This window comes from Cohnella hashimotonis, assembly GCF_030014955.1.
GTDB lineage: Bacteria > Bacillota > Bacilli > Paenibacillales > Paenibacillaceae > Cohnella > Cohnella hashimotonis.
Genome location: NZ_JAGRPV010000001.1, coordinates 507,021 through 519,417, shown reverse-complemented (window position 1 = coordinate 519,417; position 12,397 = coordinate 507,021). Strand labels below are relative to the sequence as shown.

The 12,397-nt window shown below is 60.5% G+C and carries 9 protein-coding genes; 1 reads left to right on the top strand and 8 read right to left on the bottom strand.

Going from position 1 to position 12,397, the window contains the following annotated elements:
- Positions 1-54: 54 nt before the first annotated feature.
- The 5 genes from KB449_RS02155 to KB449_RS02135 form a co-directional block, all read right to left on the bottom strand.
- Positions 55-1,698, bottom strand: coding sequence for an extracellular solute-binding protein (locus KB449_RS02155; RefSeq protein WP_282906789.1), 1,644 nt, complete (start codon positions 1,696-1,698; stop codon positions 55-57).
- 488 nt (positions 1,699-2,186) lie between these two features.
- Complete coding sequence (locus KB449_RS02150; RefSeq protein ID WP_282906788.1) at positions 2,187-4,439, bottom strand: helix-turn-helix domain-containing protein; 2,253 nt, start codon at positions 4,437-4,439, stop codon at positions 2,187-2,189.
- Positions 4,440-4,678: 239 nt separating this feature from the next.
- Positions 4,679-5,185: a DinB family protein gene (locus tag KB449_RS02145; protein WP_282906787.1), complete on the bottom strand. Its 507-nt coding sequence runs from the start codon at positions 5,183-5,185 to the stop codon at positions 4,679-4,681.
- Positions 5,186-6,023: 838 nt separating this feature from the next.
- Positions 6,024-6,404: a VOC family protein gene (locus KB449_RS02140; RefSeq protein WP_282906786.1), complete on the bottom strand. Its 381-nt coding sequence runs from the start codon at positions 6,402-6,404 to the stop codon at positions 6,024-6,026.
- 45 nt (positions 6,405-6,449) lie between these two features.
- A complete protein-coding gene (locus tag KB449_RS02135) occupies positions 6,450-6,842 on the bottom strand; it encodes a VOC family protein (protein ID WP_282906785.1) in 393 nt (130 codons plus the stop codon).
- Between the two features lie 180 nt (positions 6,843-7,022).
- Between KB449_RS02135 and KB449_RS02130 the strand changes: the two genes are divergently transcribed.
- Positions 7,023-8,348 carry a hypothetical protein gene (locus KB449_RS02130; RefSeq protein ID WP_282906784.1) on the top strand — a complete coding sequence of 442 codons (1,326 nt, stop codon included), beginning with the start codon at positions 7,023-7,025 and terminating at the stop codon, positions 8,346-8,348.
- Here the strand turns inward: KB449_RS02130 and KB449_RS02125 are convergent.
- The 3 genes from KB449_RS02125 to KB449_RS02115 form a co-directional block, all read right to left on the bottom strand.
- Positions 8,336-8,704 carry a VOC family protein gene (locus KB449_RS02125; protein WP_282906783.1) on the bottom strand — a complete coding sequence of 123 codons (369 nt, stop codon included), beginning with the start codon at positions 8,702-8,704 and terminating at the stop codon, positions 8,336-8,338. The genes KB449_RS02130 and KB449_RS02125 overlap by 13 nt on opposite strands.
- Positions 8,701-9,168 (bottom strand): MarR family winged helix-turn-helix transcriptional regulator, encoded by a 468-nt coding sequence (locus tag KB449_RS02120; RefSeq protein WP_282906782.1) that lies wholly within the window; start codon positions 9,166-9,168, stop codon positions 8,701-8,703. Before KB449_RS02120 ends, KB449_RS02125 begins: the two co-directional genes overlap by 4 nt.
- Positions 9,169-9,352: 184 nt before the next feature.
- Positions 9,353-12,331 carry a DUF4962 domain-containing protein gene (locus KB449_RS02115; protein ID WP_282906781.1) on the bottom strand — a complete coding sequence of 993 codons (2,979 nt, stop codon included), beginning with the start codon at positions 12,329-12,331 and terminating at the stop codon, positions 9,353-9,355.
- Positions 12,332-12,397: the final 66 nt, after the last annotated feature.

Sequence of the window (12,397 nt, the reverse complement as noted above, 5' to 3'; positions counted from 1 at the left end):
GGCCCTGCAGGGCCGCCGCTTCTCCCTTGTTTGTCTCGTGCCTGAAACTTAAACTTACTTCTTCTCTTGGTAGAGCTTCGTGCGTTCGTCGAGAATCGCTTGACCGCCGCTCTGCATGTAATCCTTCAGCGCGGATTCGTACGCGCTCTCGAAATTGGCCGGCTTGGCCGTGGCGGCCTTGACGATGAACTCTTCGTATTTATCCTGCAGCGCCGTGCCGTACTTGGCTTCCGCCTCGATCGGACGATCGATGAGGAGCGGCGCAAACGTATCGGTGACCGAGATGTCCAGCGCTTTGCGGAGATTTTCCTGGTACGCCGGCGGGAAGCCTGCCGCGAACGCTTGCTTGTCTTTCTCTTCGTCGCCCGTGAATTTGCCGTTCGCGAGGATGACGATGTCGCCATAGTTGTAGATGCGGTCGATAATGTCCTGCGGCGCGTCCGTCTTCACGATCGGAATGCCGTCCTTCATCTCGTAGTTCTCGCCTTCTACGCCGTTTTGCAGCGCGAGCATATTGTCCTTCTGCGCCATCCAGTCCAGATACTTGACCGCTTCGGCCGCATGCTCGCTCGACTTGGGAATCATGATATACATGCCGTTCGGCGCGTATGCCGGCTTCGCGTGCTTGCCTTCGGAATTGGTGAACGCGTCGATCGGATCGAGCTTCGCCGTCGGCACCGTCTTGAGCAGATTCTCGTACGTGCCGTCCGCGTAGTAAAGGTTCGGATAATCTTCGGTCAGGAATCCGACCAGGCCGTTCTGGATGTCCTGCGTCATCTGCTTCTTGTCCTTGTCGAGACCGAAGTCCTTGCTGATCAGCCCTTCGTTGTAAAGCTTGTTATAGAACTGAAGCGCGTCCTTGAAGCCCGGCAGCAGCGTCGGATACTCGTTGGAGCCAAGCTTCTGCGTCAGCGTAAAGCGCTGTTCGTCCGTCATCGGCTGAATGAACGACCAGATGAGCGGATCGTACTGCGCCGGCTCGATCGACATGCCGTAAGGGATCACCTTGCCGCCCGTCTTGCCCGGGTCCTTCTGTTTGAACGCGACCAGCGTGTCGTAAAGCTCCTGCGTTGTCGTCGGCGCCTTCATGCCGAGCGCGTCCAGCCAGTCCGTGCGGATGAACGACGAATACTTGCCGAGGATCGAACGCTTGCCGGGAATCGCGAGCTGCTTGCCGTCATAGACGCCGTAGGCGAGCGCATCGTCCCCGAGGAACGTTTTCAAGTTCGAGCCGTACTGGTTTAGGAGGTCCGACAGATCGGTCAGGCCCCCCTGCTGAGCGTACCGGTTGAAGGTCGCGGAGTCGTAGGTGAAGACGATATCCGGCACGTCGCTGCCGCTCGCCATCAGCACGTTCAGCTTCTTGATCTCTTCGGAGCGGGGCACTGGCACGAACTCCATCTTAATATTGTTAGGCGTGCCGAAGTTGTCTTGGATGTACTTCGTCAGGTAGCTGTCGGTAATCGTGTATGGGCTAGGCGAGTTGCCGCGGTCGAACAGTTCGACCTTGAGGGTGACTTGCTTGCCGGAAGCGGCAGGCGAGGATGCGGTGCCGGCCGAAGCCGATCCTCCGTCGCTGCCGGCGTTTCCTGCGTTCGAATTCGAATTGGAATTGGATGAACATGCGCTCAGCAGGCTCATGCTTGCGAGTACGGCTGCCAGCGACAGGCTTGCTGCCTTCGTCATCTTTGGTGCCATTGTCACAACCCCTTATCTTATGAATAGGTTCGCCCATTTCGCCGCCGCCTGGGAGCCGCCTGTTTAACGCTGCGTGCTCCGCCACTTGAAAGCGCTTCGATCGGGATGTCCCCAGTATGCCTTCACTTCGGACAAAGGGACAATAAACTAAATTCCGATGCTGTCCCTGAAGCGCTCAGCGGCCAGAATACGGCGATTTTTCGGCGAGGCTCATGGAATACCCGACGGTTTTCCCGAACTAAACCGAATTCCGATCGTCCGCGCCATCCCGCCTGCCGCCTCGTTTTTACCGTCCGGACCGTCATTCGTTTCCGTATACGGCATCGCGTCGATCCGACGCTTCCGAATTAAAAAAACGAAACGAGTGCGCCCCAAAGCGGACGATCGCACCCATTTCGTAGCCAAAATCGAACGGAATAAACCGAATTCCCGAACTAAACTTTAACGGAACTGCAGCCATTATTCCTTGTCGCACCGCGGGTTCGCGGCTATTCCGACGGCGAGCGCAGCTTCAGCTTGCGGTAATCGCCGGGAGCGACGCCGTAGGTCCGCTTGAAGACGCGGCCGAACGTGATCGAGTTCGCATATCCGATCTGCAGGGCGATATCCTGGATCGGCAGCTTCGTCTCGAGCAGCAGCTTCTCCGCGCGTTCCATCCGCAGATGCACGAGAAAGTCGACGAACTTCATATCGAACTCCATTTTGAACAAATAGCTCGCGTACTTCCCGGAGATCTGGAAGCGGTCGCTCAAGTGCTTAAGAGAAAGATCGGGATCGGAAAAATGCTCCTCGATATAACTCTTCATTTCGCCTATCATCGCGCGGTACGTATTCGTCTTGCTGACGACGACGTAGGAGCGATAGGCCTCGCTCAAAAATTCGCCGATCCGGGTCTCCAGCTCTTCAAGCGATCGGGCCTCGTCCAAAATGCGCTGCCAGCCTTCTCCCTTGTCTCCGGAAAACCGGGATCGCAGCTCGTCGGAGAAGGCGTCCAGCTCGTGCCCCAGCATCCGCAGCATCGTCTGCAGCAGCGAGCGGATGCCGTCGTCCTTGAGCTTGTCCTTGCGGAAGCGCTCGAACATGTCCTGCAGACCGTCCCGCCACGCCTCGTTGTTCAGCCGGAAATCTTTGACCAGCTCCGCAATCGTCCCGAGGTACGGCAGCACCGGACTCAGATCGCCGCTCGACATCTCTTCGCCGAACAAAATCGTGCCCTGTCCGAGCGACAGCTTGTGACGAAGCGCCTCGGTTGCCGCGCGGAACGAATGCTCGACATCCGCAATCCGTCCGACGGCGAGCCCGATCCCGAAGCTGAGCGAGATGCGCAGCTTGTCCTCGACCCAGTCGCGGCATTGATCCGCGATCGCCCGCAGATCCTCCGTCGTCTTGCCCGCTTCTCCTTCGGGAAGGGCGATCAGAACGGCGACGCGGTCGCCGCCGATCCACTCGGCCCAGCTGTGCAGGTTCTCGCCCGCGGCGAGCTCCTGGAATACGTTCATCAGCGCGAACTTGAGCACGTTCTGATCCTTGACCGAATATACGCGCTGGAAGCCGGCATACTCGTCGATCTCGGCGAGCATGACCGCGTAGCGGTCCGTCTCCGAGACGGGAGGCAGCGGGCTCAGCTTGCGCATTTTCTCGTCAATGTCCGCCCCGAGCTGTTGACCGCCGATCAGATCGACGAACAACTGGCTGCGCTGCAGGACCAGGTTCTCGTGATACTGCTTCTCGTAATCCATGGACCGGGAGATCAGGCTGGTCAAGGCGTTGTCGATCATCGCCAGCTCGTCCTTTTTGGACGGCGGCGCATCGTTGCGCAGCTGGATCGTCTGCAGGCGGTTCATGACCAACTGGATCGGCCGATAGTTTTTGCGCGTAATGTACACGATATAAACGATGGCGAGCAGCACCGTGAGGATGCCGATCGCGATCCATACGTAGGAGATGACCGATACCCACGCGTACAGCTGGCCCGTACGGATGCCGCTCTCGAACGCCCAGCCCAGCCGGTCCGAATGGAGCGTCGTCAGCACCTTGCCGCCGGATGAGGAGCCGCGGACGCCTTCGGCCTTGTGCGCTTCATAAATTAGGTTGCCCGAATCGTCATTAATGATCATGAACGAGATGCTGGCGTTCGTCATTGCGTTTACGACCTGCTCAAGCGGATACATGCTCACGTTGATGACGAGCAAGCCCTGGCTGCCGAACGGCAGCGGCAGGTGCTTGTACATAGAGATGACCCGCGTCGGCGTCGTGCTGCCAACCTCCTGCAGGCTGCGCACCTTGGACCAGCCGCGATACGCCGGCTTTTGCAGCGCTTCCTGAATAAAGGCGCGGTCCGGGAAAAGGGACAAATCGCTCCGCCCCCTCTCCGTCAGCACCGTCTTGTCGGCTTCCCGGTAAAGGTAGACGGATTGGACCAGCTCACTGTTCTCGTTAAGCGCGCGAAGGCGAGGCGCCAGCGTATAGATCAGCGACTGGTCGTCCTCGGAAGACCGGTTCAGATACGTGGAGTAGCTTGCGTTCGTCTCCATTTCCTTGAGCACGCTCATCTCGATATCGTTAACGGACCGCTCCAGGTTTTCCATAATGAATCGGGTGGAGACGGCATCCGCCTTGGCGGTTTCTTTGCGGGAAATCTCGTTGACCATCAAAAATGAGAGAAACACGATGATCGTGATGGTGATCAGGAAAATGGGGAAGTAGGACAACAGCAGTCGTCGAAACCAGCTTTGCTGCAAGTGGTGCGCCCCTTTCGAATGCGGCGATCGGTTCTGAACGTAGCGTATATAAACGCTTTCACATCCCTTTATTGTAACATGGCCGTGTGTTCGTTAAAACCGAATCGCCCCGCTCCCTCGCATTGGCAAAGGTGGCAGAGACTGACCAAAGCTGCATTCATACGCACGATCGGCAAACGTACGGCAGTAAAAAACGGAGCCTCCGGCGAGGTCTCCGTCATTTCGATCGGCTGCGTTATTTACTGGCCCCGTGCGGCTTTGATCGCGGCGCCTTCTTCCTCGTTCGGACCGTATACGCCCGGAGGAACGGCATCCGCCTGACGCATGAGGATGGTCATCTGTCCGCGGTGGTGGATCTGATGGCGGACCACCAGGGTGACAACGCCGGTATAGGTCATGTTCATCGCGCCGAACAGAAGCAAGCTCTCGGCCAGACGCGCGTCCGTCCACTGCGCCTTGATCGCGTCGGCCACGGCGACGCTCATGCTGCGGTAAGCGTCCGCGATCTCCACGGCGCTCGCAGGCACGGGCTTCTTAAAATCCGGTCCGGCGATCTGAAGCCCGGCGCTGCCGAGAATGCCGACGGGCGCGCTGGCCACATGCCAGGCGATATCGCCAAGCGTTCTGTGACGCGTCTCGGATACGGCCTGCTTCAGCGAAGCGTCGTTCATCGCTTCAAATACCTTAAGCGTCAGCGCGGCTTCCTGGTTCCAGTCGTTCACGACTTGTTCGATCGATTGATACATCGTATTATCGCTCCTCTGTTGAGTAGATATATGTCTAGCATATCATCGCGGGGGTGTTCGGGACAAACTAGGATCCGCCCCAGACCGCGACGACAAGGCAGCCCGGTTTTTCCGGCTAACGGTGGCGGGATGCCGCCCTCCAATAGCAGCAGAAGTTTGATTTTCAGTGGTATCGGTTTTCAGTGGTATCGGTAATGTACCGAGTGGTTTGAAGGCTGCGATAGCTCCTTTTTGCGCTTATCGGCGCAGCCAAGGCGCCTAGAAAGGCTGCGATATCTCCTTTTTGCACTTATCGGCGCAGCCAAGGCGCCTAGAAAGGCTGCGATAGCTCCTTTTTGCGCTTATCGGCGCAGCCAAGGCGCCTCGAAGGCTGCGATAGCTCCTTTTTGCGCTTATCGGCGCAGCCAAGGCGGCTTGAAAGGCTGCGATAGCTCCTTTTTGCGCTTATCGGCGCAGCCAAGGCGCCTAGAAAGGCCGCGATAGCTCCTTTTTGCACTTATCGGCGCAGCCAAGGCGCCTAGAAAGGCTGCGATAGCTCCTTTTTGCGCTTATCGGCGCAGCCAAGGCGGCTTGAAAGGCTGCGATAGCTCCTTTTTGCGCTTATCGGAGCAGCCAAGGCGCCTTGAAGGCCGCGTTAGCTCCTTTTTGCGCTTATCGGCGCAGCCCGGCAAAGTGCAATCGCCTCAAGACATTCACTTATACCGAGCCCGGCCCTCTATCGCGCAACAAGGGCTTGATTGATCAAAGTTTCCGTTTTACCGTCATACTCGCGCAAATGCCAAAAACCGCCCCATCGGTCAGGCGGTCTCCGCATTCATAGGCAGTCAATCGTTTCCTCTTACTTCTTCTCCATCACGGCGAAGTAGTTGTCCTCGTCGTCGGCGAAGTTGAACACGCGGCCGAAGGGCAGTTCGACAAGGTCTCCGACCTTGACTTCCTTGCTTTTGTAGTCGGCATACAGCTTGTCCAATTCGCTCGTGAAAAACATGAGGGAAGGCGTGCCGAGGTTGAGCTCGGGCGACATTTTGGCGACGAAAGCCCTGTCGTGCAGCACGATGTTCGTCTCCGCCCCGTCCGCCGGCGCGATCTCGATCCACCGCATGCCCTCGCCGTTGTTTTCCTCGTTCGCGACGCGGAATCCCGCTTTTTCCGTCCAGAAATTCCGCGCCTTGTCCAGATCGTCGACGTACACCATAATCTGTCCTACTCGGTTAATCAATTCACCCACCGCTCCCTCGCCGTATAGTCAAACCCTTCCGTTTATCTACCCTGCGGTAATCATCCATCGGATGCCGAACTTGTCCGTCAGCTCGCCAAAATACAGGCCGAAAGGCTGCGTCTCGATCGGATGCCTGATCTGACCGCCCTCGGCTAACTTGCCGAAAGCCTCGCGCGCTTCGTCCTGCGCCGCGTAGCCGATCGACAGCGCGACGGCCGAGCCGGAGCCGACCGGCTCGATCGCATCCGCCAGAAATACGTAGTTCTCCCCTGCAACGGCGATGCACATATGCATGACCTTGTCCTTGAATTCATTCTCCGCGCCCATCAGCTCGCCGTGCGTGCTCACGGACATCAGCTTGCCGCCCAGCGCCTGCAGGTAAAAATCGGCCTGCGCTCTGGCGTCTTCCGACTGAATATACGGCTTCAATGCTCCCATACTGCGCCACCGTCCCCATTCATTTGAGCTTCCCCATCCAAGGTATCATAACCATGCTTCCCGCGTTTCTTTCGAATTGCTGTCTTTGAAAACTTGCCGGCCTCAAATCTCAACGCCGTTAACCTTTTGTCCCGGCATACCGTCCAATTAATATACAGCTGAGCGGAGGCGATGGGAGAAATGGCGATCGATCGGAAAATAGCGACATTGGCGTTAGCTGCGGCGACTGCGCTCGCATTCGCGGGCTGCGGCGCGGCACCGGAGCCGGCAGGCTCTGCGAGCTTCTCTGCGACCGTGGCGGCGACGGCGACGAATACGACGAAGGCGCCAACTGAAGAAGCCGTCCCGACGGCGGCTCCCGCTTCAATCGCGCCAAGCGCGTCGACCGCTTCGACGGCTCCCCCCACACCGCCCGCTCCCGCGCCCGACGCGGACCCCGAACACGCATCGCTGCGCTGGGAGCAGGTACCGCCGCCCCCGCCCGCAGAGCGCTTCGCCAAGTGGCCGGCAACCGGCACGCGGACGATCCGGACCTATCCGGTTCCCGGGGAAAATGGACGATCGATCGTCGTGTACGCCAAGGAAGGCGATACCGAGTCGCTGTATGCGGCCATTTCGATGGACGGCGACGTGTTCGGGCTGGGGCGGATCGCGGGTTATCTCTATGATAAAAAGGAAAACGTAACGGTCGAGAAGGCGACAGGTTTGTTCGGAGGAAACGGCGAAACGGTGAAGCTGACCGGCAGCACAGGCGCATCCGCGACGATCGCGCTATACGTAGGGATCAGAAATGGCGTCCCCGAGCCGCTGCTGGCGATCGAAGAGGGCCTCGTTCGAGAGGTCGATCTGGACTTTGACGGGAAACCGGAAATCGCGGCGACCGGCGGGCTGCCGATGTCGACTCGTCTCTATCGCTGGAACGGCCGCCATGCCGAGACCTGCGACCTGAACGCCGCGCTAGGGGCTGAATCTGTCGCCATTAGCCCCGAGCTCGCGATCGAAGCGACCGACGGAAGCGAGGATTCGGTGCGTCTGTATTGGTTTTCGCCGGAGCGTGTCTCGCGGTTCGCCGAATATACGATGGAGGAATACACCTCAGATACGTTCGTAAGCATTCCCTATGAGAAGCAGGAGCTTAACGACATCAAAGACGCTGCTCGGGACATCGGGCTCGCCGAGCCGTACGCGGCCGCCAAAGGGATCGCGACCGACTACGGACTGCGGATCTCCATCGAAGACAAGGACGTTCTGAGCATCAGCTACCCGCACTTCTTCATCCGGCAGTCCAAGCGCGACCTACGGCCTGAGTCCGGCGCGACTCGCGTCAGGAAGATCGTACTGAAGGACGGCCCGGCCTATTGGATCGAGACCGCAGGCACCGCCGACTGGTACCTGCGGCGCGGCGACACCTATCTATCGGTGGGCACCGCCAAGCCTTTCGGCCCGGAGCAGCTGCTGTTCGCGGTCGCTTCGTTGATCCCTTTGCACGATATTCAATCGCGATAATAAGACAGCACCCAGCACACGCCGTTCCGGTCGTTCACGATCGCAAGCAGGCCGTTGAACGGCGCTTCGTATATTGCCGTATGGACCGTGCCGCCGTCCCCCAACTTGTCGTAGATGCCTCGAAAAGCATCCTCTGTCTCGATATTGAGAAATACCCTTACATAGTCGCCTTTCTGCGCCGGCTTCGCCGCCTGGGTGTCGGCAAACTTCAGGGTCGCGCCCGCCGCATGCAGGTCCGCGTTTAACACCGTATCCCCCTGCTTCCGCAAAATCTCGATTTCGCCGCCGAAAACCTTCTGATAGTACTGAATCTCGTCCTTGCAGTTGTCCACTGCGATAAATGGGGTCGCGATCATTCGGGCCTCTCCTCCTGTTCGGTTAAATTGCGGAGCACGATCTTCAGGGATTGCAGCAATTCATCGTAGGCTTCTTCCGAAATCCCCTTCCGCGTCCGCGCCTTCACGCGGGCCAGCGCTTCCCTGACCTTGGGCACGACCTGCCGTCCCGCTTCCGTCAGATCGAGCAGCTGATACCGGTGGTCGGCGGGATCGGGTTCCCTGCGCACGTAGCCTTCCGCTTCGAGCTTGGCAATGGCCTTCGCCGTCGTCGTCTTGTCCACGAGCAGCCGCTCGCTCAGCGCCTTCTGGGTAACGGACCGCCCGGACGCGATCGCCATCAAAAAAATGTACTGGCCGCTCCCGATGCGGTATGGCGCCAGTTCGGCGGCGATTGCGACCTGCATGTGACGATAAATGGCCGAAATATACTGTCCGTGCGATTCGGCGGCGCCCTCGCCTGCCTTCAGCTCTTGCTCGTTCAACGCCATCTCCCCTTTAAATAGGATGCTATTGCAACTAATTGCATCATATGCGATATAGAATGCTATTGCAACTATTTTTTTTAGCGAACAAGTCATAAAAAGAAGCTTAGGGATGTCGAGCCCCTAAGCTTCCCGGCGCTTCTGTCGCCCGATCCGGATCGTCGATGCGACAGTTGTGCGAATGTTATGGCGATGAATGCGTGGCGTCGATCCGCCGCAGCTTGAGCAGGCCGGGCTCGCCGCGGAGCAGTACGGGCTCGCGGGAGCCTAGCGAACCGCTGCGGATGCGGCCGTGCCGCGCAAACGCAAAGCCTGCCGGCGCCTCAAGCACCTCGTAATCGCCGGCCTCGAGCACGAGCCGGCCCCAGGCAAGGCGGTCGCCGTCGACGTCGCGCCAGGCCTCGAGCGCCGTCTCGCCGGACGCGCCGTCGATCTCGGTCGGCAGCGTCACGGGCGCGATCGGTCCCGGCAGCGGCGCGTCGTCCAGCCGGAAGGCGTGCTGGCCCTGCTCCAGCCGGAGCGAGAGCCGCCCGGACGCCGCCGTCCAGTGCACGCCTTGGCTTCCAAGTCGTGCAGCCGGATCGCCATCCGCCGGTACCTCGCGTCCGGTGCTGCCGTCGCGAAGGATGGCCTCGCCCGGCACCGCCAGCGAGAGCGCGGCGTCGCCCGAGACGGACGCCGACAGACGTCCCTCGCCCCAGGCGGCCGTCGCCGGCACGTCGCTCTCGAAGACGACGTCCCCGTCGCGCTCGACCCGCGTGCCATGCACGAGCAGCAACGAGGCGCCGCAGGCCGCGAGAGCCGCGCCGTCGAAGCGATACCCGTCGGCCCCGGTGTCGACCGGACCCTCTGCCGCCGTACGAACGAAGAGCACGGCGCCGCCCGCGAACGACAGCCGGAGGTACCCGTCTCGCTCGGTCGACGCGATCGCCTCCGGCGCGCCGCCGTCCAGCCGGTACGGCGCCAGCGACGCGACCAGCACCGCGGCATCCTTCTTCGGCATCGCGAACGTCGCATGCACCTGCGACTTGCCGGCCGCCCATGCGACCGGCGTCGCCTCATTTCCATCGGGATCGAGGAACCGCTTCTCGATCGAAGCTTTGCCGCCCAACGAATCCGCGCCATGCAGACGTACCTGCAGCCCGACCTTGTCCTTCTCGATGGTCGCCCCGCCGCCGTCGGATTCTAGCGTCAGGCGCTCGTCGGCGTGCAAATTCCACTCGAAGGAAACGCCGTCCGGATCCGATGCGGCCAAGTCGTCGATGACGACGAACACAGAAGGCTTTATGTAGACGATATGCCGGAGCGCGCGGGCAAGCTCGCCGCCCCTGTAGGCCGCGACTGCATCGCCCGTCGCCGCGTCGAAGGCAGGGTGCGTCGCGAAGCCGAGCATTCGGCCTTTGGCGTCGAAGTCGTCGATCGGCTGGCCCTGCCGGCCGTCAAACGTGATCGCGTTCGCGGAATACGTCCGCTTGGTGTAGCCGCGGTGATGCACGCTGTTGTAATAATCGTAATACCCGCTCTTGAGCGCCAGCGTCTCGCCGAAGGCATGGATAATAAAGCCGTTCTGGTCGGCCTGGCTGTGGCTATAGCTGCCGTATGGGCTGGACTTGAAGTAGAGCGAGATGCGCTCGGGATCGGCCAGATCGCTGTGCATGGCGACAAGGCCCGTTGTCGGGAACCACTTGGCCTTCGGCAGGTCCGCCGGCGGCCTCGGCGCGATGCCTTCGTCGCCGTAGAAATAATCCTGCAGCCCCGATACCGTCCGCTCGCCGATCGCCTCCGCCGCCCACTGCATGCGCGGATCGCCGTACACCTGCGCCAGCCGGTTCAGCAGGCTGATGCTGGGCCAATCCGGCAGGTAGTGGCTGTCGTTGCCGAATACGCCGGTCGGGCTGCCGTGCGGGAACATGTAGATCGGGTACAGACCCTCGTGCCGCGAAAAGGCTTTGGCATACGCGTCTATGGCGCCCGCGCTCAGCAGCACGTCCATCAGCTCCTTATTGGAGCCGGACGACCACTGCCAGTAGCCGGTGCCCTGCGACCAGGAGCCGTCCTCCCCGCCCCAAGGCGGGAGCAGATTAATAAACGCGGGCACGGCGCGGCGGACCCACGCCTCCGCTTCCGGAATGTCGTGCAGCATGATCGTGCCCATCAGCCCGATATAGCCTGCGATCGTCCACCCGTGGGAGTCGAACGGATACTGATAGATCGGCTGGCGGTCCAGATAATGCTCGATCAGCACGGCGATGCGCGTGCGGACCATATCCTGTACGGCCTGCCGCTCCTCCGGAGACAGCAGGTCGTAAAGCCAGTCGTAGGCGATCGTGGATCGGTAAGCGACCGCGCGGTGCACCTGGTCGTTGATATCGAACCGCGTCGCGGCCTCCGGATCCCAGGAAGCAAAGTTCAGCAGATGCGCCTTGGCGTGCTCGCCGATCTCGCGGTCTCCCGTGATCAGATAGACGAAGGCGGCCTGGAGCAAATGGTCGAGCGCGGTGTCGGCGTATTTGCGCAGGTCCTGCAGCGCCTTGACCCATTCCGGCGATACGCTGGAGATGGATCTGTCCATGTACGGAAAGGTCGGGTCCGGCGGCAGCGGATCGCCAAGACGCGCGAGCACCGACTCGCGGACGTTTTCGAAAACGGTTTTTGCGACCCCGTGCAGCCGCCGCTCGCGAAAAGCCTCGAGCTCGCGCGGGTTCGTCCAGACCCGCGGGTGGCCGGTCTCCATGCGCGCGAGCAGCTCGTCGATCGGCGGCACGGGGAACGCTACGCTTCCTTCCGCGATGCGGAATCTGCGAACTTCGCTCCAGGCGGACCAGCCGGCCTCGGGCGTATGAAACCGCACGCGCCAAAACCAGATGCCTTCATCTAGCGCTTGGGCAAAGTTGTAAAAGTTGATCGCCGGCTCTGCGGCTTCGATTGCGCCGCCGTCCATGGCGGCATTGCGCGCGAGCTCGAGCCGGTACCGGTCGGCGCCGGGAACGAAGGGCCAATCGAAGTCGGGCGGGTTCTGCGTCGTCACGAGCGCGTCCGCCGGGCGGAACGGAAGATTGGCGTTCGCCATCAGCTCGGCGGGCCAGGCGGGCGCTGTCTCATTCAGCCCCCCGGGCTGCCGCATCTCTGAGGCCGCTTCAGCTTGTTTGCTTGCGTTTTCCATGACAAACTTCCTTCCTCATCGGAATGTAGCCTCATGGTAAGCGCGGCAATCGGGCAAAACAACTCA